The organism is Actinocrispum wychmicini (assembly GCF_004345645.1).
GTDB lineage: Bacteria > Actinomycetota > Actinomycetes > Mycobacteriales > Pseudonocardiaceae > Kibdelosporangium > Kibdelosporangium wychmicini.
On record NZ_SLWS01000014.1, the window covers coordinates 233,382 to 255,872 of the forward strand.

The 22,491-nt window shown below is 68.4% G+C and carries 26 protein-coding genes; 22 read left to right on the top strand and 4 right to left on the bottom strand.

Features of this window, described 5'->3' with window-relative positions; genetic code table 11:
* Window positions 1–12 precede the first annotated feature (12 nt).
* The 5 genes from alaS (at window position 13) to EV192_RS54370 (ending at window position 5,442) form a co-directional block, all read left to right on the top strand.
* Window positions 13–2,673, top strand: coding sequence for an alanine--tRNA ligase (gene alaS, locus EV192_RS46080; RefSeq protein ID WP_132125086.1), 2,661 nt, complete (start codon window positions 13–15; stop codon window positions 2,671–2,673).
* Window positions 2,670–3,170 (top strand): Holliday junction resolvase RuvX, encoded by a 501-nt coding sequence (gene ruvX / locus EV192_RS46085; protein ID WP_132125087.1) that lies wholly within the window; start codon window positions 2,670–2,672, stop codon window positions 3,168–3,170. The genes alaS and ruvX overlap by 4 nt, the downstream gene beginning before the upstream one ends.
* The gene (gene mltG / locus EV192_RS46090; protein WP_132125088.1) at window positions 3,167–4,387 is read left to right on the top strand and encodes an endolytic transglycosylase MltG; all 1,221 of its coding nucleotides are present in this window, start codon (window positions 3,167–3,169) and stop codon (window positions 4,385–4,387) included. The genes ruvX and mltG overlap by 4 nt, the downstream gene beginning before the upstream one ends.
* Complete coding sequence (locus EV192_RS46095) at window positions 4,374–5,213, top strand: shikimate dehydrogenase (protein ID WP_132125089.1); 840 nt, start codon at window positions 4,374–4,376, stop codon at window positions 5,211–5,213. The genes mltG and EV192_RS46095 overlap by 14 nt, the downstream gene beginning before the upstream one ends.
* A gap of 70 nt (window positions 5,214–5,283) precedes the next feature.
* Window positions 5,284–5,442 carry a hypothetical protein gene (locus tag EV192_RS54370; RefSeq protein ID WP_165960950.1) on the top strand — a complete coding sequence of 53 codons (159 nt, stop codon included), beginning with the start codon at window positions 5,284–5,286 and terminating at the stop codon, window positions 5,440–5,442.
* A gap of 64 nt (window positions 5,443–5,506) precedes the next feature.
* Here EV192_RS54370 and EV192_RS46100 read toward each other — a convergent pair whose 3' ends face one another.
* Both EV192_RS46100 and EV192_RS46105 read right to left on the bottom strand, forming a co-directional pair.
* Window positions 5,507–5,776, bottom strand: coding sequence for an HPr family phosphocarrier protein (locus EV192_RS46100; RefSeq protein ID WP_132125090.1), 270 nt, complete (start codon window positions 5,774–5,776; stop codon window positions 5,507–5,509).
* Window positions 5,769–7,049 (bottom strand): PTS transporter subunit EIIC, encoded by a 1,281-nt coding sequence (locus tag EV192_RS46105; RefSeq protein WP_424923438.1) that lies wholly within the window; start codon window positions 7,047–7,049, stop codon window positions 5,769–5,771. Before EV192_RS46105 ends, EV192_RS46100 begins: the two co-directional genes overlap by 8 nt.
* Before the next feature lie 149 nt (window positions 7,050–7,198).
* Between EV192_RS46105 and EV192_RS46110 the strand changes: the two genes are divergently transcribed.
* The 13 genes from EV192_RS46110 (at window position 7,199) to EV192_RS46165 (ending at window position 18,674) form a co-directional block, all read left to right on the top strand.
* Window positions 7,199–7,435: a PTS sugar transporter subunit IIB gene (locus tag EV192_RS46110; protein ID WP_132125091.1), complete on the top strand. Its 237-nt coding sequence runs from the start codon at window positions 7,199–7,201 to the stop codon at window positions 7,433–7,435.
* The gene (locus tag EV192_RS46115; protein ID WP_132125092.1) at window positions 7,432–7,884 is read left to right on the top strand and encodes a PTS sugar transporter subunit IIA; all 453 of its coding nucleotides are present in this window, start codon (window positions 7,432–7,434) and stop codon (window positions 7,882–7,884) included. Before EV192_RS46110 ends, EV192_RS46115 begins: the two co-directional genes overlap by 4 nt.
* A gap of 47 nt (window positions 7,885–7,931) precedes the next feature.
* Window positions 7,932–8,540, top strand: a complete 609-nt coding sequence (locus EV192_RS46120) for a class I SAM-dependent methyltransferase (RefSeq protein ID WP_132125093.1) — start codon at window positions 7,932–7,934, stop codon at window positions 8,538–8,540.
* A 33-nt stretch (window positions 8,541–8,573) separates the two neighbouring features.
* Window positions 8,574–9,194 carry a prepilin peptidase gene (locus EV192_RS46125; RefSeq protein ID WP_132125094.1) on the top strand — a complete coding sequence of 207 codons (621 nt, stop codon included), beginning with the start codon at window positions 8,574–8,576 and terminating at the stop codon, window positions 9,192–9,194.
* Between the two features lie 1,488 nt (window positions 9,195–10,682).
* Complete coding sequence (locus tag EV192_RS46130) at window positions 10,683–11,759, top strand: HNH endonuclease signature motif containing protein (RefSeq protein ID WP_243727509.1); 1,077 nt, start codon at window positions 10,683–10,685, stop codon at window positions 11,757–11,759.
* 207 nt (window positions 11,760–11,966) lie between these two features.
* Window positions 11,967–12,464 carry an AAA family ATPase gene (locus EV192_RS46135; RefSeq protein ID WP_243727497.1) on the top strand — a complete coding sequence of 166 codons (498 nt, stop codon included), beginning with the start codon at window positions 11,967–11,969 and terminating at the stop codon, window positions 12,462–12,464.
* Window positions 12,465–12,645: 181 nt separating this feature from the next.
* A complete protein-coding gene (locus tag EV192_RS54375) occupies window positions 12,646–12,801 on the top strand; it encodes a hypothetical protein (RefSeq protein WP_165960951.1) in 156 nt (51 codons plus the stop codon).
* A 27-nt stretch (window positions 12,802–12,828) separates the two neighbouring features.
* Window positions 12,829–14,016: a chorismate synthase gene (aroC, locus tag EV192_RS46140; protein ID WP_132125096.1), complete on the top strand. Its 1,188-nt coding sequence runs from the start codon at window positions 12,829–12,831 to the stop codon at window positions 14,014–14,016.
* The gene (locus EV192_RS46145) at window positions 14,013–14,603 is read left to right on the top strand and encodes a shikimate kinase (protein WP_243727498.1); all 591 of its coding nucleotides are present in this window, start codon (window positions 14,013–14,015) and stop codon (window positions 14,601–14,603) included. The genes aroC and EV192_RS46145 overlap by 4 nt, the downstream gene beginning before the upstream one ends.
* Before the next feature lie 13 nt (window positions 14,604–14,616).
* The gene (gene aroB, locus EV192_RS46150; RefSeq protein ID WP_132125097.1) at window positions 14,617–15,717 is read left to right on the top strand and encodes a 3-dehydroquinate synthase; all 1,101 of its coding nucleotides are present in this window, start codon (window positions 14,617–14,619) and stop codon (window positions 15,715–15,717) included.
* Window positions 15,714–16,139, top strand: a complete 426-nt coding sequence (aroQ, locus tag EV192_RS46155; RefSeq protein ID WP_132125098.1) for a type II 3-dehydroquinate dehydratase — start codon at window positions 15,714–15,716, stop codon at window positions 16,137–16,139. Before aroB ends, aroQ begins: the two co-directional genes overlap by 4 nt.
* On the top strand, window positions 16,136–17,170 hold the full coding sequence (locus EV192_RS46160) for a GNAT family N-acetyltransferase (protein WP_132125099.1): 1,035 nt from the start codon (window positions 16,136–16,138) through the stop codon (window positions 17,168–17,170). The genes aroQ and EV192_RS46160 overlap by 4 nt, the downstream gene beginning before the upstream one ends.
* Before the next feature lie 43 nt (window positions 17,171–17,213).
* On the top strand, window positions 17,214–18,674 hold the full coding sequence (locus EV192_RS46165; RefSeq protein ID WP_341770992.1) for a beta-xylosidase: 1,461 nt from the start codon (window positions 17,214–17,216) through the stop codon (window positions 18,672–18,674).
* Here EV192_RS46165 and EV192_RS46170 read toward each other — a convergent pair.
* The gene (locus tag EV192_RS46170; protein WP_132125100.1) at window positions 18,638–19,054 is read right to left on the bottom strand and encodes a hypothetical protein; all 417 of its coding nucleotides are present in this window, start codon (window positions 19,052–19,054) and stop codon (window positions 18,638–18,640) included. The genes EV192_RS46165 and EV192_RS46170 overlap by 37 nt on opposite strands.
* A gap of 67 nt (window positions 19,055–19,121) precedes the next feature.
* Here EV192_RS46170 and EV192_RS46175 point away from each other — a divergent pair, with 67 nt between their 5' ends.
* The 4 genes from EV192_RS46175 to EV192_RS46190 are packed head-to-tail and all read left to right on the top strand — an operon-like array spanning window position 19,122 to window position 21,716.
* On the top strand, window positions 19,122–20,213 hold the full coding sequence (locus tag EV192_RS46175) for a M24 family metallopeptidase (RefSeq protein ID WP_132125101.1): 1,092 nt from the start codon (window positions 19,122–19,124) through the stop codon (window positions 20,211–20,213).
* A gap of 34 nt (window positions 20,214–20,247) precedes the next feature.
* Window positions 20,248–20,814: an elongation factor P gene (efp, locus tag EV192_RS46180; protein ID WP_132125102.1), complete on the top strand. Its 567-nt coding sequence runs from the start codon at window positions 20,248–20,250 to the stop codon at window positions 20,812–20,814.
* 1 nt (window position 20,815) lies between these two features.
* Window positions 20,816–21,235, top strand: coding sequence for a transcription antitermination factor NusB (gene nusB / locus EV192_RS46185; RefSeq protein ID WP_132125145.1), 420 nt, complete (start codon window positions 20,816–20,818; stop codon window positions 21,233–21,235).
* Window positions 21,236–21,239: 4 nt separating this feature from the next.
* Window positions 21,240–21,716, top strand: a complete 477-nt coding sequence (locus tag EV192_RS46190) for a GNAT family N-acetyltransferase (RefSeq protein ID WP_132125103.1) — start codon at window positions 21,240–21,242, stop codon at window positions 21,714–21,716.
* A gap of 139 nt (window positions 21,717–21,855) precedes the next feature.
* On the opposite strand, the gene bldD is transcribed toward EV192_RS46190, so the two are convergent.
* On the bottom strand, window positions 21,856–22,344 hold the full coding sequence (gene bldD / locus EV192_RS46195; protein WP_003096372.1) for a transcriptional regulator BldD: 489 nt from the start codon (window positions 22,342–22,344) through the stop codon (window positions 21,856–21,858).
* Window positions 22,345–22,491 lie beyond the last annotated feature (147 nt).

Here is a 22,491-nt window from a genome sequence, read left to right on the forward strand (position 1 = left end):
AAGGACAAGACCGTGGAAACGCATGAGATCCGCAACCGCTTCCTGAATCATTTCAAGAACGCCGGGCACACCGAGGTGCCCAGCGCCTCGCTGATCCTGGACGACCCGAACCTGCTGTTCGTCAACGCCGGCATGGTCCAGTTCAAGCCGTACTTCCTCGGCGAGGCCCCACCGCCGTACCCGACCGCCACCAGCGTGCAGAAGTGCGTGCGGACCGGCGACATCGACGAGGTCGGCAAGACCACCCGGCACAACACGTTCTTCCAGATGGCCGGCAACTTCTCGTTCGGCGACTACTTCAAGGCCGGCGCGATCGAACACGCCTGGAACCTGGTCACCACGTCGCAGGACGAGGGCGGCTTCGGACTGGACCCGGACCGCATCTGGACCACGGTCTACCTCGACGACGACGAGGCCATCGACCTGTGGCGGAAGATCGCCGGCCTGCCCGACGAGCGGATCCAGCGCCGCGACGGCAACGACAACTACTGGGACATGGGCGTGCCCGGCCCCGGCGGCCCGTGCTCGGAGATCTACTACGACCGCGGTCCGCAGTTCGGCAAGGAAGGCGGGCCTGTTGTCGACGAGGACCGGTACCTGGAGATCTGGAACCTGGTCTTCATGCAGGACGTGCGCGGCGAGCTGAGCCCGAAGAAGGGCCACAAGCCGATCGGCACCCTGCCGAAGAAGAACATCGACACCGGGATGGGCGTCGAGCGGGTCGCCTACCTGCTGCAGGGCGTCGACAACGTCTACGAGACCGACCTCGTGCGCCCGGTGATCACCAAGGCCGAGGAGATGTCGGGCCGCCACTACGGCGCCGACCACACCGGCGACGTGCGGTTCCGCGTCATCGCCGACCACGCCCGTTCCGGCGTGATGCTGATCGGTGACGGTGTTACACCGGGCAATGAGGGCCGTGGGTACGTCCTGCGCCGTCTGCTACGCAGGATCGTGCGGTCCGTGCGGCTGCTCGGGGTCGACGAGCCGGTGCTGACGGACTTCGCCGCCGTCGTCCGCGACGCCATGGGGCCGTCGTACCCGGAGTTGGTGCGCGACTTCGACCGGATCTCGGCCGTCATGAAGACCGAGGAGGACGCCTTCCGCGCCACCCTCACGACCGGCTCGCGCATCTTCGACCTCGCCGCCGGCCAGACGAAGGACAGCGGCAGCCGCGTGCTGGCTGGTGACAAGGCCTTCCAGCTGCACGACACGTACGGCTTCCCGATCGACCTGACCCTGGAAATGGCTTCGGAGCAGGGCCTCCAGGTCGACGAGGCCGGGTTCCGCGAGCTGATGGAGGAGCAGCGCCAGCGCGCCAAGGCCGACGCCGCCGCCCGTAAGACCGGCCACGGCGACCTGTCGGCGTACCGGAAGGTCCTGGAACAGCACGGCGAGACCGAGTTCCTCGGCTACACCGACCTGCAGGCCGCCTCGCGGGTGATCGGCCTGCTGGTGGACGGCGTGCCGGTGCCGGTGGTCAAAGCCGGCCAGGACGCCGAGCTGATTCTGGACCGCACCCCGTTCTACGCCGAGAGCGGCGGCCAGATCGCCGACACGGGTCTCCTGGTCGGCGCCGGTGCCGAGATCCAGGTGAACGACGTGCAGAAATCCGTGCCGGGCCTGTTCGTGCACCGGGTGACCGTGCTGTCCGGCGAGATCGGCCTGGACACCGAGGTGACCGGTTCGGTCGACCGGGACCGCCGCAAGGCCATCGCCCGCGCCCACTCCGCCACGCACCTCGTGCACGCCGCGGTCCGTGGCGCCTACGGGCAGCGCGCCGCCCAGGCCGGTTCGCTCAACGCCCCCGGCCGGATGCGGTTCGACTTCACCACGCCGGGTGCCGTGTCCTCGGACATCCTCACCGAGGTCGAGGAAGAGGTGAACGACTACCTGCAGACCGACGTCGAGGTTCAGACGTTCACCACCACCAAGGCCAAGGCCCTGGAACTGGGCGCGATCGCCCTGTTCGGCGAGAAGTACGGCGACAACGTCCGCGTGGTCGACATGGGCGAGTACTCGCGGGAGCTGTGCGGTGGCACGCACGTCGGCCGGATCGGCCAGCTCGGCCTGGTCAAGCTGGTCGCGGACGCCTCGATCGGCTCCGGCGTGCACCGGGTGGAGGCCCTGGTCGGCTCGGACGCCCTGCGGTACGTGCGCAAGGAGCAGCTGCTGGTGTCCCAGCTGGCCGACCAGCTGAAGGTGCCGCCGGCCGAGCTGCCCGGCCGGATCGAGGGCATGCTCGGCCGGATCAAGTCCGCCGAGAAGGAGATCGAGCAGCTGCGCATCGCCCAGGTGCTGCAGTCCGCCGGCGACCTGGCCGGCAAGGCCCAGGACGTCAACGGGGTGCTGCTCGTGGCCGAGCGCGTGCCCGAGGGAGTGGACGCCAACGCCCTGCGCGCCTTGGCCACGGACGTACGTAACCGCCTCGGTGGGCGGGCCGGTGTGGTGGCCCTGTTCGTGCCGGCCGGGGACAAGGTCAGTTTCGTCGTGGCCACCACCGGCGTCGCCCGGGACAAGGGCCTGGCCGCGGGTAAGTTGGTCGGCTCGTTCGCCCCGGCCATCGACGGTCGCGGCGGCGGCAAGCCGGACATGGCCCAGGGCGGCGGCACCAAGCCGGCCGGCGTCGACGACGCCATCGTGCTGCTGCGCAAGGAATTGGGCGGCGCGTGACGCATGACGGCCCGGCCGCCGACCGTCCCGGTGAACATGATCCAGGGCCTGGTCGGCGGCTGGGTGTCGACGTGGGCACGGTCCGGGTCGGCGTCGCGTTGAGCGATCCGGCGCCCGTCCTGGCCAGTCCGCTGGTTACGCTGTCTCGGGATGAGCGGTCGGGCAGCGACCTGGACCGGCTCGCGGAACTCGTCACGGAGCACGAGGTGGTCGAGGTGGTGGTCGGTTTGCCCAGGACACTGGCCGGCCGGCACGGCCCGGCGGCGGCCGGCGCGGTCGCCTACGCCACCGAGCTGGCCCGGCGGGTGGGTTCGGTGCCGGTCCGGCTCGGCGACGAGCGGCTGACCACGGTCACCGCGTCCCGGGTGCTGGCCGAGCGTGGCGTGCGGGGCAAGAAGCAGCGGGCGGTCGTGGACCAGGCGGCGGCCGTGGAGATCCTCCAGTCATGGCTGGACGCGCGCGGCGCGGCCATCCAGCGGGATCGAGGTGGCGAATGACCGACGGACTCGGACTTTTCGACAACTCGCGGGGCGACCTCGACAACGAGGACGACTACGACGACGAGCAGCCCGGCGAACGCCAGCCCCGGCGGCGCAGGCGTGGGCCGTTGTTCTGGGTCATCGTCGCGGTGGTCGTCGCCCTGATCGGCGGCGGCGCGTACTACGGCGTCACCGAGGTCCTCGGGTTCGGCTCGTACGACGACTATCCGGGCACCGGCGAGTCGGACGTCATCGTGGAGGTCAAGGCCGGCCAGAGCGTCGGCGACATCGGCTCGACCCTCAAGGACAAGGGCATCGTGGCCAGCCCGCGGGCGTTCACCGTGGCCGGTGAGGACGACAGCAAGGTGAAGGCCATCCAGCCCGGCTTCTACGAACTGAAGACGAAGATGTCCGGCAAGGCCGCGGTCGCCCGGATCACCGACAAGGACGCCCGGAAAGGCCAGCTGCAGATCAAGCCGGGCGCCCAGCTCGACGACGTCACCCAGCCCAACAAGTCGGTCACCGCGGGCATCTGGTCGTTGATCGCCCGCGCCGGGACCGTGACGATGAACGGCAAGCAGGTCGGCCCCACCGTGGAGGAGCTGCGCAAGGTCGCGGAAACCGCCGACCTGGCCAAGCTGGGTGTGCCCGCGTGGGCCGTGCAGGACGCGGCCAAGGCCGAGCCGAAACGCCGGCTTGAGGGCTTGATCGCCGCCGGCGTCTACGACGTCATGCCCGGCCAGAGCGCCGAGGATCTGCTGAAGACGGTCCTCTCGGACTCGGCCAGCCAGCTGGACGGCTTCGGGATGCCCAAGCTGGCCGCCGACACCGGGTTCACGCCGTACCAGGTGCTGATCATCGGCTCGCTGATCGAGCGCGAGGGCATCAAGAACGACTTCGGCAAGATCTCCCGGGTGGTCTACACGCGGCTGGCCGAGAAGATCCCGCTGGGCTTCGACTCGACCGTCAACTACGTGCTCGACCGTCCGGTGCTCACCACCAACGAAGGGGACCGCAACAGCGCAGGGCCGTACAACACATACAAGCTCACAGGTCTGACGCCGACGCCGATCTCGGCGCCGAGCAGGGACGCGCTGGGTTCGGCGGCCAAGCCCGAGGCGGGAGACTTCCGGTTCTTCGTGAAATGCAAGAAAGACGGCACCTCCTGCTTCGCGGCGACCAAGGCGGAACACGACGCGAACGTGGCGAAGGCGCACGCGGATGGCGTCTTCTAAGGCGAGTGTGGTCGGCAAGCCGATCGCGCACTCCCTGTCGCCCGTGTTGCACTCGGCCGCCTACGAAGCCCTTGGGCTGACCGAGTGGACGTACTCGCGGATCGAGGCGGACGACACCGAACTGCCTGGTTTGGTGGCGGGGCTCGGTCCGGAGTGGATGGGCCTGTCGGTGACGATGCCGGGCAAGTTCGCCGCCCTGTCGTTGGCGGACTCGGTCACGGACCGGGCTTCCCTTGTCGGCGCGGCGAACACGTTGGTGCGTACCGCGGACGGCTGGCGGGCGGACTGTACCGATGTGGACGGTGTGGTCGGCGCCCTGGTGCACGGCGGCGGTTTCCAGGCCCGCCCGGACGCGCGCGCCGTACTGCTCGGTGCCGGCGGGACCGCGTTGGCCGCCCTGGTGGCCCTCGCGTCGCTTGAGGTCTCGTCTTTCGCTTTGGTACTGCGAGATCCAGCGAAGTCCGCGGACGTTTCGCTATGCGCGGAACGACTTGGCGTGAAGGTCGACGTGCTTCGCTGGGCGGACACGTCATTCGAGGAGCTCGCGGCCGACGCCGACGTGCTGGTGAGCACGGTTCCGGGGAGCGTCGCCGACCCTTACGCCGAGGACCTCGCGCGGGCTTCGTGTGTGCTGGACGTGATCTACCATCCGTGGCCCACCCGGCTGGCTTCGGCCGTGCAGGCGCGTGGCGGCAGGATCGGCACAGGCCTGGATATGTTGCTGTACCAGGCGTTCGGGCAGGTCGAGCAGTTCACCGGACGCCCGGCGCCGCGGGACGAGATGCGGAACGCGTTGTCGGCGGCGACGGGGATGCGCCTGGCCTGATCCACCGCACCCGTGATAGACAGTAGGTGACGCTCACGAAGCGGTGTGTGTCAGTGATCGGAGGGTGTGCGTGGGTACAGCGTTGACCGTCGCGCTTCTGGCCGTCGTCCTCGTGGCGATGGTCGTGTTCTTCGCTGGCTTCTTGGCGCTGTTCGCGGGTGTCGCGGTTGTCGGGACCGTGGCGGCGGCGATGTCGCGGACAAGCACGCGGCGCAAGCTCGGCCAGTAACCCGGGACAGGCCTGCCCGCAACACCCCGCGTGAAGTAGTGGGCGCCGCCCACGAATCCGTTGGTCATTCACCGTCCATGTCGGACGCGATCAGCGCGGCGACCCGGTCCAGGCTCGCCTGGGCCAGTTCGCCCTCGGCGGCGAGGATCACCTCGTCGCCACGCATCGCACCGAGCGTCATCAGATTGAGCACGCTGGCCGCTGGCACCGGTTCGCCGCCGTCCTTGCGGATGGTGACGGTCACGGGCTGTTCAGCGGCCAGCCGGGCGACCAACGCGGCCGGCCTGGCGTGCAGGCCGACCTTGCTGGCCACGTGGACGCGGACCTCAGGCACGGTGTGGCCGCGGCACTCGGTCCGTCGGCGCGTCCACACCTGTCTGCTCGGTGTCCAGCGACTCGTCCTCGCGGCCTGGCGTGCGCAGGTTCCACCGGGTGATCACGAACCGGAACACCACGTAGTAGATGACCCCGAACACCAGTCCGATCGGGATGATCAGCCACGGTTTCGTGGCCAGGTTCCAGTTCAGCGTGTAGTCGATCGCCCCGGCGGAGAACCCGAACCCGTCATGCACGCCAAGAATATTCGTCACGGCCAGCGACAGGCCGGTGAGCACGGCGTGCACGATCAGCAGTGGCCAGGCGACGAAGATGAACGCGAACTCCAGCGGCTCGGTCACCCCGGTCAGGAACGACGCCAGCGCGGCCGACAACATCAGGCCACCGACCAGCTTGCGGTTCTCCCGCTTGGCGGTGTGGTAGATCGCCAGCGCCGCGGCCGGCAGCGCGAACATGAAGATCGGGAAGAACCCGGACATGAACGCGCCGGCGTTCGGGTCGCCCGCGAAGAACCGGTTCAGGTCACCGGTGGCGCCGTTGGAACTGCCGAACACGAACCACACGAACGAGTTGATGATGTGGTGCAGGCCGAACGGGATGAGCAGCCGGTTGAGCGCGCCGTAGACGCCGGCGCCCACCACTGTGGACCCGGACACCGACTCCCCGACGTCGGTGAGCCCGGTGTTGACCAGGGGGAACAGCAGGCCGAGGATCGCGCCGACGACCAGCATGACCAGTGCGGCCATGATGGGCACGAACCGGCGTCCGCCGAAGAACGCCAGGTACGGCGGGAGTTTGATGCGGTGGTACCTGGTCCACAACCCGGCCGCGATCAGGCCGGTGATGATCCCGCCCAGCACGCCGTACGGCCCGGTCATGAACGACTTGTCCTTGATGAGCTCGGGGTGATTGCTCCCGACCACCGTGAACAACACGTTGTGGAACACCAGATAGCCCACGGCGGCGGCGATGGCGGCCGAGCCGTCCGCGCGGCGCGCGTAACCGACCGCGATGCCGAGCGCGAACAGCAGCGGGAGGTACTGGAACAGCGCGTCGCCGCCGGCACCGATGACCTTCGCGACATCGTGGGAGCCCGGGAACGGGATGGCCGCGATCAGCTCGCCCTGGCCCTTGCCGCTGCCGTCGACGTATCCCAGCCTGGACAGCAACGCCGCGGCGGGCAGCACCGCGATCGGCAGCATGAGGCTGCGGGCGAATCGTTGTAATCCGGCGAATCCCCTGCCGGACTGTTGGATCTGTGGTGCGCTCACTTGGGAGTCTCTCCAGTGTCGGGGCGGTGTCCACGCGGGCCGGGTGGCCACCACTGGTTTAGACCAGGTAAGTGCGGCACTATGCGCCTGGCAGGTGTTAAGTGTCAACAAGTGTTACGCATCCGTGTCGGGTGCGGAAGGGACGCCAGATGGCTGACGAGCGACCGGCGAAGATACTCGCCGCGATAGGTGGAAAGGACAACGTTGTCGAACTCGAGCCGTGCATCACACGGCTACGGTGTGAGCTCGAAGATGACTCTCTGGTCGACGAGGCCGCATTGCGCGCACTCGGTGTACACGGGGTTGTACGGATGGGTGGCGTGGTGCAGATCGTCGTCGGACCGGAAGCGGACACGATAGCCAGCGACATTGAGGACCTTTTGTGAGTTTGCGAGTTTCCAGTCCGGTCAGCGGCGAGGTGGCCGGGCTCTCGGCCGTGCCGGATCCGGTGTTCTCCCAGGCGATGGTCGGCCCCGGCCTGGCCGTCCGACCGGCCATGACCGCCGGTGACGTGCTCGCCCCGGTCGACGGAGTGGTGGCCGCCCTGCACCCGCACGCGTTCGTGGTGGCGCACGACGACCAGGCTGTGCTCGTCCACCTTGGAATCGACACGGTGAAACTGAAAGGCGAGGGTTTCACCCTGCACGTGGTGAAAGGCGAGTCGGTGCGGGCCGGCCAACCGGTTGTCGGGTGGGATCCACGCGCGGTGGAGGCGGCGGGCTATTCGTCGATTTGCCCCGTCGTCGCGTTGGACGCGCAGAACAGCGCGTTGGTGGACTTCGCGCCGGACGGTCCGGTGACGGCGGGTGACCGATTGTTCGTGTGGAATACTTGACGCAATGTGTCAGCGGTAAGTAATTGTCTCACATTCGAACGGAAATCATGGCCGAACGGTGGAACCACAATATTCACTACCATCCGATGATCCTGTCCGCGGTTCCGGCCGGGGCCCGGAGCGCGCTGGACGTCGGGTGCGGGGAGGGGATGCTGGCGCGTGCCCTGCGTCAACGTGTGCCCGAGGTGACGGGGGTCGACCTCGACTCGAACAGCCTGGCGCTCGCCCGTGAACAAGGCGACGACGTCAGGTACGTCGAAGGCGATGTCCTGACCGAACCCTTGCCGTCGTTCGACTTCATCGCGTCGGTCGCCACCCTGCACCACATGGACGCGACCGAGGGCCTGACCCGCTTCAGGAATCTCCTGAATCCGGGCGGGACCCTCGTGGTGGTCGGGGTGGCGCGGATATCGTCCATCAGGGACTGTCCGCCCGAGTTGGCCGGCTTCGTGGCGCACCGGGTGCACAAGGCTCGAAAGGACTTCTGGCAGCACCCGTCACCCGTGGTGTGGCCGCCGCCGGTGACGTACACACAGATGCGCCGCCTGGCCCGTTCCCTGCTCCCCGGGGTGCACTACCGACGGCATGTCCTGTGGCGCTACTCGCTGCTCTGGAAAAAACCGAGCGAAAGGACCGTTCGCGCGGACAAGTCCTAGCCCAAACCCCACCCCCATGGGCAAACTTGACCCATGGCACTGATCATCACCCTCCTGACAACCGGCGCCCTCGCCGGAGCGTTGGGCCGCCTGCTGTTGGGCCGGCTCCGGCGCGGCGCCGTGGTGCGCCCAGGCTGGTGCGAGGTCGCCAACGCGCTGCTGTGGGCCATCATCGGCGCGGCCACCAACTCCATGCCCCCATGGTGGACCCCGGTGATGCTGGCCCTGTCCTGGTTCGCGGTCCTGCTGGTCACCACAGACCTCCTGCACAGCCGCCTACCCGACGCACTGACCCTGCCCGCCTACCCAGTCTTCGCCCTCCTGCTGACCATCGCGTCCCTGGCCGGAACCGGTCCCACAACCCTGGTCCGCGCCACCGCCGGCGCCGCCCTCTTCCTGTGTCTACACGCGACAGTCCACATGCTCGCACCGAACGCCATGGGCGGCGGAGACGTGAAACTCTCCGGCACCCTCGGCGCCATCCTCGGCGCCGTCAGCTGGCTCGCCCTGGCCGCCGCCCTCACCCTCGCCGCGGTGATCACCCTCTGCCTGCGCGCCATCTCCGCCAACCGCTGGCGCGACGGCATCCCCCACGGCCCCGGCCTCCTCACCGCCACCTGGCTCCTGGCCTTCTTACCCACCCAACACCCTTAACCTCACCCACCCGAGCTCCCTAACCACCGGTCCACCCACCGGCCGAGCTCACCAAGTCCAAGCCCACGCGTGCAAATCCGCCCGCGCCTGGACCCATCCCCGAATCCGCCTATGCCCGAGCCCACCGTGCCCGTGCCCGACCCGTTGTGCCATGCCTATGCCCGTGCCCGTCGCGCTCATGCCCGAGCCCGTTGTGCCTGTGCCCGCCTGTGTCCGAGCCTGCCCTTGTCTGGACCCATCGTGCCCGAATCCGCGTATGCCGCCTGTGCTAGTCGTGCCATGTCCGTTGTGCCTGACCGTGTCTGGACCCATCGTGCCTCAACCCACCTGTGCCCATGCCGCCGTGCTCATGCCCGAGCCTGTCGTGCCTGTGCCAGCCCCTGTCCGACCCCGCCTGTCTGACCCCGCCTGTCTGACCCCGCCATGTCCGAGTCCACCGGTGCCCGAATCCGCAGTACCTCAACTCACTGTGCCCCAACTCATCAGGCCTCAGTCCATCGGACCTCAACCCATCAGGCCCCAAACCATTGGGCCTAAACCATTGCCTCCAGTACCCGTCATCTCGCAACTCACAGCCCGTGTCCAAACCACTGCCTCCAATCCAAGTCACCTCTTGACTCACAACCCCGTGACCGAACCCACCACCTCCAATCCCTGTGTTCCCAACCCACAACCGCCTGTCCGAACTCCATCGCCTCTACTACCCATCACCCGGTAACTCACAACCCGTAGTCCGAACCCCCGCCTAGCGCCCGCCACCTCGCAACTCACAACCCTTGGACTCTCCGCCGCTGAATCCGGCGGGTTTGGACTCAACCAACTCGGGCCCACCGTTGCTCCGGGTCTGATCCCTCATCTCCAACCCATATCCGCCGCCCTTGCCCAGCCTCCGTCCCCTCGAACCCATGTCCACTCTGTTCCAGTCCGCGCCGAACCCGCCCCATCGACCCGATGCCAACAACCAAAGCCTGTCCAGCCGGTGCACCCCGCGCCACAGTCCATTCGCCACCCGAGGCCCAATCAACACCGAAAGGAAGTCATCCCAACCATGTCCCCTGTCGATCCAACCCCGTCGATCCGCCACGGCACCATCGCACCGGGGCCGATCAACGCCCCCGCAGCGTTCCCGGTTGCCACTGAACAAGTCCGCACACTGTTGTCTCCGTCCACCAGCCGAATCTGGCCGACGTCACCAACGCTGGCCGCCTCAACCCCAGAACAGAAGGAAGCTTCCGTGTCCCTCATTCGCTCACCCGAACACCGACGTCGCTGGCACCCGCATACCGTGATCGCCGCCGGCCAGAAGGTTGCCATGTCCCTTCAACCCCTTCCACTGTCATGATCGAAGAAGAGTTCCTCCTGCAGTTCCGGGAGGTCCTGCCGCCGGCGGACGTTCCGGTCGAGTCGATGTCCGCTGCCCAGTGCCTTGATGTGATTGCCGACGCGGACAAGAAGATCGCCCACTTCGATGCTCGGATCGCGGAGGCGATGGCGCGGTTCGCTGACCTTCGCCAGCCGAACAGGCCTGGGATCGACCTGGCTGACGGCGCGCGGGAGGAGGTGTCGTTGGAGTTGGGCATCAGTCCCAGAACGGCCGCCACTCAGGTACGCCGCGCCAAGGAGTTGGTGACGAGACTGCCCGAGACCCTCGAGGCTCTTGCCGCCGGCCGTATCGATCATGCTCGCGCCGTGGCCATGACCGAGCTCACCAGTGTCCTGTCTGTTGAGGACGCCAGATTGGTGGAGATAAGAGTGCTGTCCAGAGGACGGAGGGCAAGTGTCGGCCGATTCAAGGAGGCGATTCGCAGCCATGCGTCCAAAGTGGATGCGCACGCTGATGAGAAGCGTGCTGCGGCGGCGCAGAGTTGCCGTGATGTTCACTATCAGCCGTGTTTCGACGGCATGGCTGTGCTCACCGCCGAGCTGACCCAATCGGAGGCCGCCGCCGCGCAGCGACGGGTCGACGACCTGGCCGAGGTCGCGCACACTCCGGGCCACCCGCGAAGTCCTGACGAGGTACGGGCCGATGTTCTGGTCGACCTGATCCTCGGCGGCCAGGACAACATCAACGTGACCGTCAACGCGACGGTCTCGGCCGAGACACTCGCAATCCTCAACGAGGATCCCTCGAAACTCGTTGGATACCAGGCAGTGATGGCAAGACGGGCCGCGGAACTCGTCAGCGACAACACCTGGCGGCACATGATCGAAGACCCTGTTGGCAACACGTTGCATGCGAGCGAGCGTCGCAAACCGTCCGCGTCGCTGACCCGCTTCCTCCACGTCCGTGACCGCAACTGTCGGGTGCCCGGCTGTACCGCGCCGGCCGACACCACCGAGATCGACCACACCGTCCGCCACGCCGACCGGGGCATGACCAGTCCCGACAACACAGGTTCGTTCTGCAAGTTCCACAATCTTTGGAAGGAGCGCAGTTCATGGCAGGTCAACCAGCCCAGGCCCGGGACGTTCACCTTCACCAGCCCCGAAGGCCGCGTGTACACAAGCCATCCCGAACCCTACGAGGAACCGCAGCCGCCGCCGTTCGAACACACAGAGACCTGAGCGGCGACCACCGCGCGGCGCCGTTCATGCGATGCCGCGGACTTGTCGACCCACCAACCCAGGAGGACGCCTAGACGACAGCGACCCGACTAAGAGGTCTTCACCCACACCGAGATGTGGTTTCGCCTTTCGCCGGTGAACGGTCCGCGATGCCAGTCGGGCCACCCGCCAGGCCAGCCAGCTTGTCCCGGTTCCTAGGATGGGCAAGTGACGGTGATCTTGGTGACGGGCATGTCCGGCACGGGGAAGTCGAGCGCGCTGAACCGGTTGGAACAACAGGGATATCGGGTGGTGGACACCGATGTCGGCGGGTGGGTCGAGGAGATCCCTCGTCCCGGCGGCGACGGTGTCGAGCCGCAGTGGCGCGAAGACCGGATCGACGCGTTGATCACGGATCATGAGCGTTCCGGTGAGCCGCTGTTCATCTCGGGCACGGTGTGGAACCAGGTCGATTTCTATCCACGGTTCGACGAGATCGTCTTGCTCAGCGCGCCTTTGGCGGTGATGCTCGACCGTGTCATCGGCCGGGACACCAACCCGTTCGGGAAGACTTCGGTGGAGCGGGAACGGATCGCGGCGGACAAGGCCGAGATCGAGCCGCTGCTCCGGTCTTCGGCGACGGTGGAGATCGACACCCGGAGGCCACTCGACGACGTGGTGCGGGACCTCGCCGCGCTCGCCGGCCCACCGGCGGACCGTCGGTGAGCGATCAGCAAGGCCGGTTCGTGGAGTCCGCTGAGGACCTCAGGCGGCGCCAGGAGTCGCTGCGGGCGGATGCCGGTGACCTGCTGGGCAGGTTCATGGGCGCCTTCGAAAGCGTCGGCCCGGTACAGCTCACGTCGGTATCGCGGTCGAGCACGCCGGTGATCTATGGAGTATCGACGCGGTGTCGTGGATCAAGGACGTGTGGCATCGGCGGCCCGAGTATCCGCACATGGTGGGCGGTGTGGGCGCGTACGAGGCCGTTCTGAACGGCGGGGTGCGCACGCCTGAGGAGTTCGGTGGCTGGGTGGCCAAGCGCGGACACCCGGGTTCGGTATGAGCTGGCAGTTCATGACAGGATCGGGGGGTGTTGCGCTGGATAACCGCAGGGGAGTCCCATGGGCCTGCCCTGGTCGCCGTGCTGGAGGGCATGGTGGCCGGTGTCGAGGTCACCACCGACGATCTGGCCGGGCAACTCGCCCGCAGGCGACTCGGCTTCGGCCGGAGCCCGCGGATGGGGTTCGAGACCGACCACACCGAGTTCCTTGGCGGGGTGCGGCACGGCCGGACCCAGGGTGGACCGGTCGCGGTCAAGATCGAGAACGCCGAGTGGCCGAAGTGGGAGAAGGTCATGGCGGCCGACCCGGTCGACCCGGACGAACTGGCCGGGTTGGCCCGCAACGAGCCGCTCACCCGGCCCCGGCCCGGTCACGCCGACCTGCCCGGCATGCAGAAGTACGGCTTCGACGAGGCCAGGCCGGTGCTGGAGCGGGCCAGCGCGCGGGAGACCGCGGCGCGGGTGGCGTTGGGCGCGGTCGCGAAGAACTTCCTTCGGCAGCTGCTCGGCGTGGAGGTCATCAGCCACGTCGTGTCCATCGGCGCGGCTGAGGCGCCCGAAGGTCTGGAGCCGACCGCCGCGGACCTTGAAGCGATCGACGAGAGCCCGGTGCGTGCGTTCGGGCAGGCCGCGACGGACGCGATGGTGGCCGAGGTGGAGGCGGTGAAGCAGGCCGGCGACACGGTCGGCGGCGTCATCGAGGTGATCGCCTACGGACTGCCACCGGGCCTGGGGTCATACGTGCACTGGGACCGGCGGCTCGACGCCCGGCTGGCCGGCGCCCTGATGGGTGTCCAAGCGATGAAAGGTGTCGAGATCGGCGACGGCTTCACCACCGCGCGACGGTGGGGCAGCAAGGCGCACGACGAGATCGACCGCGCCGACGGCGTCACCGGGGTGAGCCGGCGGTCCAACCGGGCGGGTGGGCTGGAGGGCGGCGTCACCAACGGCGAGCCGCTGCGCGCCCGGGTGGCCATGAAGCCGATCTCAACCGTCCCCAAAGCACTGTCCACTGTGGATGTGACAACCGGCGAGGCGGCGGTGGCGATCCACCAGCGGTCGGACGTGTGCGCGGTGCCGCGGGCCGGTGTGGTGCTGGAGTCGATGGTCGCCCTGGTGCTCGCCGACACGGCGCTGGAGAAGTTCGGCGGCGACTCGATGCGTGAGACGCACAGCAACGTGGTGTCGTACCTGAAGACCCTGGAGGAGCGCTGGTGAGCGCGAACAGCGCCGCGAGCGACCCAGCACATGACCCTGCGGGCGGGACGGCCAGCGACCCGGTGAACGGCCCAGTGAGCGGTCCGGTGCTTGTCCTGGTCGGGCCGCCTGGGTCGGGCAAGAGCACGGTCGGTCGGTTGGCGGCGGACCACCTTGGTGTGTCGTTTCGTGACTTCGACGACGACATGCAGGCCGAGCACGGCAAGGAGGCCGGCGAGCTGGTCGTCGACTTCGGTCGGGAACGCTTTCAGGAACTGGAGCACGAGCTGCTGGTTCGCGTTCTGCCCGAACATCACGGGGTGCTCGCGCTCGGTGGGGGGACGCCGACCGCGCCAGGGGTGCCGGAGCTGCTGAAGCCGTTCCACGTCGTTTTCCTGGACGTCGACTTGGATCATCTGCTCAGGCGTGAGGGTCTGTTGCCGCTGCACCCGTGGTTGATGCCGAACCCGCGTGCCCAGTTGCGGCAGCTGCTGAGCGACCGGCGACCGGTCTACGCCGCGGTTGCCGACGCCACTGTGCCGACCAGCGGCCGGGAACCGGCGGACATCCTGAACGACGTCCTCGCCAGCCTGGAGCCGTCCACCTGACATGCTGAGCGCCATGGAACCAGTGCGGATCGCGGTCGCCACGCAGCAGCCGTACGAGGTCATTGTCGGCCGGGGCCTGCTGGGTGAGCTGGTCGAGCAGGTGCGGCGGACGACCAAGGCGGTGATCATCCACACGCCGACGCTGGCGAAGACGGCCGAGGCCGCCCGGGACGAGATCAAGGCCGCTGGTGTGGACGCCCACACCGTGGAGATCCCGGACGCGGAGGACGGCAAGGCCCTCAATGTGGCCGGGTTCTGCTGGGACGTGCTCGGCCGGATCGGCCTTGACCGCCAGGGCGTTGTCGTCGGGTTGGGTGGCGGGGCCGTCACCGACCTCGCCGGGTTCGTCGCGGCGACCTGGCTGCGCGGGGTCAAGCTGGTCAACGTTCCGACGACCCTGCTGGGCATGGTGGACGCGGCGGTCGGCGGCAAGACCGGGATCAACACCGACGCCGGCAAGAACCTGGTCGGGGTGTTCCACGAGCCCGCGGCCGTCCTGGTGGACCTCGCCACGCTGGCCACGTTGCCCGCGAACGAGCTGGTCGCGGGCATGGCTGAGGTGGTGAAGGGCGGCTTCATCGCCGACCCGAGGATCCTCGAGCTGATCGAGAACGACCCGAAGGCCGCCCTCGATCCCGACGGTGACGTCATCGCCGAGCTGGTCCGGCGCAAGATCCAGGTGAAGGCCGACGTGGTGGGCAAGGACCTGAAGGAGTCCAGCCTCCGGGAGATCCTCAACTACGGCCACACGCTCGGCCACGCCATCGAGCGCCGGGAGCGTTACCGCTGGCGGCATGGTGCCGCGATCAGTGTGGGCATGGTGTTCGCGGCCGAACTGGCTCGGCTGGCCGGGCGCCTCGACGACGCCACGGCCGAACGCCATCAGAGCGTGCTGGCGTCGATCGGGCTGCCGACGAGGTACGACGCGGACGCGTTGCCGCAACTGATCGACGGGATGCGCAACGACAAGAAGACCAGGTCCGGCATGCTTCGGTTCGTCGTCCTCGACGGGCTGGCCAAGCCGGGTCGGCTGGAGGGCCCGGATCCGGCGTTGCTGGCGGGCGCGTACTCGGCGGTCGCCGCCGAGGGCAGGAGCGGAGGGGTGTTGCTGTGAAGGTGCTGGTTCTCAACGGCCCCAACCTCGGCCGGCTCGGCACCAGGGAACCGGAGATCTACGGGCACACCACGCACGCCGACCTCGCCGAGCTGTGCGCGCGGACCGGCGAGGAGTTGGGGCTGGACGTGGAGGTGCGGCAGACCGACCACGAGGGCGAGATGCTCGGCTGGCTCCATGAGGCCGCGACGCGGCAGTGGCCGGTGGTGTTGAACGCGGGCGCGTGGACCCACTACTCCATCGCGGTCGCCGACGCGTGCGCCATGCTGACCGCGCCGTTGCTGGAAGTGCACATCTCGAACGTGCACAAACGCGAGGAGTTCCGGCACCACAGCTACATCTCGGCGCACGCCAGCGGGGTGCTCGTGGGGCTTGGGGTCGAGGGCTACGCGTTGGCGTTGCGGTGGCTGGCCAAGAAATGACCCAGCCGACGTTCGAGACGAACCGGTTGACGCTGCGCCCGATGCGACCGGACGACCGGGAGTCGGTCGTCAAGATCTTCGCCGACCCGGAGTCCAGCCGGTATCTCACCCGGGACATGTCCGACCCGGTCACCGCCGTCGCCGGCTTCGAACGCTGGCTCGGCCAGGCTCCGGGCGACGGCACCGGCACGTGGCTGATGGACCTGGCCGGCACCGCTGTCGGCGTGGGCCGGCTGACGCATTCGGTGCGACTGCCCGGCAACGTGGTGGAGGCCGGGTGGTTCGTGGCCCGCGCCCATGTCGGCCAGGGATACGCGACCGAGGCGGTCCGGGTGTTGATCGACCACGCGACGCGGACTCTCGGGCTGGCGGCTGTGTGGGCGTTGATCTACCACGGCAACGAGCCGAGCATCCGGCTCGCGCGGAGCATGGGTTTCCTGGATGTCGCCGAGTTCTCCCAGCCGGCCGGCGAGGGCCGGGTGCAGGTGCTGCTGGGGCAGCCCGGCGGGTTCGCCGGACCACAGCCGACGATCCGGACCGAGCGGCTGGTGATCCGCCCACTGCGGGGCGAGGACCGGCAGGACGCGATCGACGTGTTTCCGGCCGAGCAGATGGTCCACTACCTGAGCGGGGACAAGGCTGACGGGTGGGTCGGGCGGATGATGGACCGCCGGATCGCGTTCGACGGACCGGACGGCATGGGCCACTGGGTGTTCGTCGAGGACGACGTGATGGTCGGGATCGGTCACCTGCGCCCGTCGCACCAGCTGCCGGGCGCGGTCGCCGAGATCGGCTGGTACCTGGGTGTCGAGCACCAAGGCCGTGGTCTGGCGGCCGAAGCGGCTGCGGCGTTGCGGGACCACGGCCTGCACACGCTGAAAGTTCCCGCCGTGTGGGCGTTGGTGCACGAGCGGAACGTCCCGAGCGCCCGACTGGCCGAGCGACTGGGGTTCCTCGATGTCGGCTCTGGGACGTACTACGGCGGACCGCATCGCGTCCAAGTCGCGTTGCCCCGGACGGCCACCCGCTGACTCCCTAGACTGTCACCCGAAGGAGTGACGTTAGGGGTGACGTGTGCGTCGACTGGTCGCGCTGCTGGCAGTGTCGGCGGCCCTCGTCTCGGCGTGCAGTAATTCCCAGCCTCAGGCCGAACGCGCTGGTGGCGCGGCATTCGGGGGAGCGGAGCCGCGACCCAAGGGCGATCACCCCGGGCCTCGTCCGTTAGGCGCGGACAGCTACCGGGCGGAAGGGAACGTGGTCGCGGCGGCCGGTGAGAACGCCCAGTACAACTACGCGCCCTCGCTGATGGCCGACGGTGGCCGGGTGCGGATGTGGTGGTGCAGCCAGCTGGTCAGTGCCCCACCACCGGGTGATGACGTGCTCTACGCCGAGGCGCCCGCGCCAAATGGACCGTTCGATGCCGGTCGCGCGGTGTTCAGCGGCTCCGGGAACGGGTTCGACGCACGACACACCTGCGATCCGTCCGTGCTACGCGTGAACGGCACCTATTACCTGTACTACACGGGCGCGTCCACCGATCACTCCGGCAATGCCATTGGGGTCGCGACCAGCACCGACGGCGTCACATGGGCGCGGGCGAACGGCGGCCGGCCGGTTGTGTCGTCGTCTTACGAGGTGAGCCGCGGCAATCCCTACGGCGCCGGCCAGCCGTCCGTGGTTTTCCTGGACGGCTGGTACTACCTGTTGTTCACCGACACCAACGGCCGCGCGGCCGGTCCGAACGGCGCAGGACAGTTCGTGCTGCGGTCACCTGACCCGATGTTCGCGTCCGGCGTGGAATCCCTCGGTGACCACGGTTTTCGCCCGGGCATGGGACGCGATCGGACGATCGTGGACGCGTTCAGCGCGGACTGGATGTGGGTGGCGGCGCTGAACAGCTTCGCGATCGCCCACGAGGCCGACGGCGGCACCTCGATCACCTTCTGGAACAGGGATTTCACCGCGAACCCGTACCAGCCGGTGCTGGTCGCCGGGCCGTGGGAGGAAGGGCCCGGCCTGGTTCGCCGTCCTGACGGACACGCCCCGGTCGATCCGCGGAACCCGTGCGGCCGGATCCCGGTCGATCTGGTCAGGGCGACCCGGGACCGGGCCGAGCCGACCGATCTCCAGCATTTCGGACTGACCCTGAACAACCCGTGGAGCTGCGAGAACTCCGCGGCGGCGCTCGCCACGCTGAACGGGTTCGCGGTGCCGGGACCGCAGCGGACCGTCGACCTGGTGCTCGCCGGGCAGCTGTTCCGGATCGACCGTAAGTCGGTCGCGGAGGCGATAGGCGCGACCGTTATCGGCGCACGGCCGGCAGCCATGGACAACGTCAAGCCCGCCGCGCGGGTGATCGCGGGCGTTCAGGCGCTGCGGGCGCAGGGCCGGGGAATCGGCCTGCTCGTGGATGGCCAGTTGTATCCGGTCGCGTCGGCCGCCGTCGCGGCCGCCAACTCGTCGCCGGTGGTGGACGTGGCGCCCGCGTTGTGGGACGGCTATTCGGTGGGCCCGGCCTTGACCGTGTCCCGCTGAGCGAACCTGGCGCCCACGAACAGGCCCAGTCCGGCCGGGACGAGGACGACGAGCGCGCCGAACGCCGCGTCGCCGGTCAGCGCGGTGCCCAGCGAGCTGAGGCCGGTCTCGTCCACGAAGACGGCCCGGCCGATCACCCGGAGCAGCCCGCTGCCGAACCCGGCGATCACGGCCGCCAACACCCACGCACGGCCCCGGTCGTCGAGCCGCCGCCAGCCGTCCAGGGCGGCCCACAACGCGGCCAGCCCCGCGACGACACCGAGCACGATCGATCGGACCACGGTCAGGTCGCTGTGCTGGACGGCCAACGCGGCCAGCCCGACATCGGCGCCCGCCAGTACGAAGGCGAGCACAACACCCCGGATCAGCCAGAACCGCATGCCCTGACTGTAGCGCTCCGATCACGCGGCCCACGTGAATGTGCCGGCTGCCCTTAGGCTGCGAGACATGTCTGACGCCTTCGTCCGCCGCCGCGAGGCGCTGCGGGTTCAGCTCCGCGACCGGGGGCTGGACGCCTTGCTTCTGGTCGACCTGCTCAACATCAGGTACCTGACCGGATTCACCGGGTCCAACGCCGCACTTGTCGTGCACGCCAGCGATGACGCGCACTCGATCTTCTGCACCGATGGCCGTTACCTGACGCAGTCCGAGAAACAGGTGCCCGACCTCGAGCGGGTGATCGATCGCAACAGCGCCGTCTTTCTTGCCGCGCGGGCGGCGAAGGAGAAGTTCCGGAAGACCGGGTACGAGAGCCACCACGTCACGGTGGAGGCGCTCGACGGGCTCGCCGACGCGGCGGCCGGCATCGACCTGGTGCGTGCGCCGGGCATGGTGGAGAAGCTCCGGATCGTCAAGGACGACATCGAGATCGAGGCGCTGCGGATGGCGTGTGCCGCCGCGGACCGGGCGCTCGCGGACCTGATGGAGCACGGTGGTCTGCGGCCGGGACTGACCGAACGGGAGGTCGCGCGGGACCTGGAGAACCGGATGCTGGAGAACGGTGCCGCGGACAAGTCGTTCGACACGATCGTGGCCGCCGGCGCGAACTCGGCGATCCCGCACCACCGGCCCACCGACACCGTGCTGCAGTCCGGTGATTTCGTGAAGCTCGACTTCGGCGCGCTGGTCGACGGCTACCACTCGGACATGACCAGGACGTTGGTGCTGGGGGAGCCCGCGGAGTGGCAGCGGGAGATCTACGACCTGGTCGCGGCGTCGCAGGCGGCCGGGCGGGCCGCGCTGAAACCGGGCGCGGGCGTCAAGGACATCGACGCGGCCGCGCGGGGCGTGATCGAGGACGCCGACCACGGCGACGACTTCCTGCACGGTCTCGGGCACGGCGTGGGCCTGCAGATTCACGAGGCGCCCAGCCTGGCGAAGACCGGTGAAGGTACACTTTCGGCCGGCATGGCGGTCACCGTGGAGCCCGGCGTGTATCTGGCTGGGCGGGGCGGTGTCCGTATCGAGGACACGCTCGTCGTGCGGGAGGCCGGTCCCGAACTCCTCACCCTGACCACCAAGCACCTCATGGTCGTGTGACAAGCGCGGCCCTGCGTACAGGAGAACCGAACCCGTGGCCACCACCACCAACGACCTGAAGAACGGCCTGGTCCTCAACCTGGAGGGCCAGTTGTGGACGGTCGTGTCGTTCCAGCACGTCAAGCCCGGCAAGGGCCCGGCGTTCGTCCGGACCACGCTCAAGCACGTGCTGTCCGGCAAGGTCGTCGACAAGACGTTCAACGCCGGCACGAAGGTGGAGACCGCCACCGTCGACCGCCGGTCGATGACCTACCTGTACGCCGACGGCCAGGACTTCGTGTTCATGGACGGTGACACCTACGACCAGATCCCGGTGTCCAGCGAAGTCGTCGGCGACGGCGCCAACTACCTGCTGGAGAACACGACGGTCGTCGTGGCCACGCACGAGGGTGTCCCGCTGTACGTCGAACTGCCCACCTCGCTCGAGCTGATCATCGAGCACACCGACCCGGGCCTGCAGGGCGACCGGTCGACCGGCGGCACCAAGCCGGCGCGCCTGGAGACGGGCGCGGAGATCCAGGTCCCGCTGTTCCTGTCCACCGGCGAGAAGGTGAAGGTCGACACCCGTGACGGCCGTTACCTCGGCCGTGTCTCGGGCTGAGATGGGCGCCCGGAGCAAGGCCCGAAAACGCGCCGTAGACCTGCTCTTCGAAGCCCAGCTGCGGAGTGTCGACCCGGTGACGTTGCTCGCCGACCGGGTCGGCTCCCCGGACGTGCCGCCGGTGAACGACTACACCGTGACGCTGGTGGAAGGTGTCCAGGCGCAGCTGGCCCGGATCGACGAGCTGCTCGCCGAGCACTCCGAGGGCTGGACCCTCGCCCGGATGCCCGCGGTGGACTTGGCCGTGCTCCGGCTGGGCCTGTACGAGCTGCTGTGGGCAACGGACGTGCCTGACCCGGTCGCCATCGACGAGGCTGTGCAGCTGGCGAAGATGCTGTCGACCGACGACTCGCCGCGGTTCGTCAACGGGCTGCTCGGCCGGATCGCGACGATCGCCGACCGCCTGCGCGCCACTCTGTAAGGCCATGCGCCGGGAACCTGAGCACCACATCCGGGTGGCCGAACCGGCGGACGCGGGCGAGATCCTGACTGTGCAGCGTGCCGCGTACGTCTCCGAGGCCCAGCTGTACGGCAACCCGGGTTTTTCCGCGCTGACTGAGTCGTTGGACGAGGTCCGCGCGGCGGTCGAGTCCGGCAGCGTCCTGGTGGCGACGATGGGCGCTCGCATTGTCGGCGCCGTGCGCGGGATCCGGGACGGCCAGGACTGCGAGGTCGCGCGCCTGGTGGTGGCTCCGGACATGCAACGACGAGGCATCGCCTTCGACCTCATCGCAGCCGTGGAGCGTGCCCATGCGGCGCACGTGCGCCGATTCCGGATGCACACCGGGGAACGCAGCGAAGCCAATCTGCGCCTGTACCAGCGGGCCGGGTACGTCCCCTACCGCACGCACGCGGTCAGCCCGACCCTGTCGTTGGTGTATCTGGAGAAGCCGACGGCATAGCTCACGCCCCGCTCGTGACGGCATTTGTGCCGGCACGAGTCCGTGCGATGAAGCCAGACCGACCGGCTGCGCGCCACCTCGTGAGCGGACCCCCAGACGCGCAGCCGGGTCGTGTCGAACTACGTCCCCCTCTCGGCCGTCAGTCCTCTTTCGACGGCCGGGCTTCCGGCGGGAGCACGCCCCAGTCGATGAGCTGTTCGGTCAGCTCGCCGGGGGTCATGTCGTAGATGATGGCGAGCGACCTCAGGTCCTCGGTCCGGATGGACAGCACCTTGCCGTTGTAGTCGCCTCGCTGACTCTGGATGGTGGCCGCGTACCTGGCCAGCGGGCCGACCTTCTCGGCCGGCAGCTGTTGCAGCCTCTCCAGGTTGATCACGATTTTCGTGGCCGGTTCCGCACCGGAGGGCACCCTTCCCTCAGGCAGCAGCTCGACCACTGGAACGCCGTAGAAGTCGGCCAGTTCGGCCAGCTTCTGGACGGTTACCGCTCGGTCGCCGCGCTCGTAGGAGCCGACGACGACTGCCTTCCAGCGTCCGCCGGACTTCTGCTCGACGCCGTGCAAAGACAGGCCCTGCTGCTGGCGGATGCCACGGAGCTTGGCCCCTAGCGCCTTGGCGTAATCGCCCATGTTGGCGGTTCTCCATTTCGTTCACCCCGGCGGCCGGGAAGGAGTGCCGGCGGGTCCCTGCTTAGATCGATACGCAGAGTAATGGTTACTTGTTGTGGTCGGCAGGTCAAGCACCTCTCACTGATGCCGTAGCCCGATCGTCGAAAA

Excerpts from the sequence above, each read along its gene's own strand:
- EV192_RS46175 (WP_132125101.1), top strand. The coding sequence starts at position 19,122 with ATGTCTGACGCCTTCGTCCGCCGCCGCGAGGCGCTGCGGGTTCAGCTC.
- EV192_RS46125 (WP_132125094.1), top strand. The coding sequence starts at position 8,574 with ATGGCACTGATCATCACCCTCCTGACAACCGGCGCCCTCGCCGGAGCG.
- EV192_RS46095 (WP_132125089.1), top strand. The coding sequence starts at position 4,374 with ATGGCGTCTTCTAAGGCGAGTGTGGTCGGCAAGCCGATCGCGCACTCC.
- EV192_RS46160 (WP_132125099.1), top strand. The coding sequence starts at position 16,136 with ATGACCCAGCCGACGTTCGAGACGAACCGGTTGACGCTGCGCCCGATG.
- aroB (WP_132125097.1), top strand. The coding sequence starts at position 14,617 with ATGGAACCAGTGCGGATCGCGGTCGCCACGCAGCAGCCGTACGAGGTC.
- nusB (WP_132125145.1), top strand. The coding sequence starts at position 20,816 with ATGGGCGCCCGGAGCAAGGCCCGAAAACGCGCCGTAGACCTGCTCTTC.
- bldD (WP_003096372.1), bottom strand. The coding sequence starts at position 22,344 with ATGGGCGATTACGCCAAGGCGCTAGGGGCCAAGCTCCGTGGCATCCGC.
- EV192_RS46120 (WP_132125093.1), top strand. The coding sequence starts at position 7,932 with ATGGCCGAACGGTGGAACCACAATATTCACTACCATCCGATGATCCTG.
- EV192_RS46190 (WP_132125103.1), top strand. The coding sequence starts at position 21,240 with ATGCGCCGGGAACCTGAGCACCACATCCGGGTGGCCGAACCGGCGGAC.
- EV192_RS46110 (WP_132125091.1), top strand. The coding sequence starts at position 7,199 with ATGGCTGACGAGCGACCGGCGAAGATACTCGCCGCGATAGGTGGAAAG.
- mltG (WP_132125088.1), top strand. The coding sequence starts at position 3,167 with ATGACCGACGGACTCGGACTTTTCGACAACTCGCGGGGCGACCTCGAC.
- EV192_RS46130 (WP_243727509.1), top strand. The coding sequence starts at position 10,683 with ATGGCGCGGTTCGCTGACCTTCGCCAGCCGAACAGGCCTGGGATCGAC.
- EV192_RS46170 (WP_132125100.1), bottom strand. The coding sequence starts at position 19,054 with ATGCGGTTCTGGCTGATCCGGGGTGTTGTGCTCGCCTTCGTACTGGCG.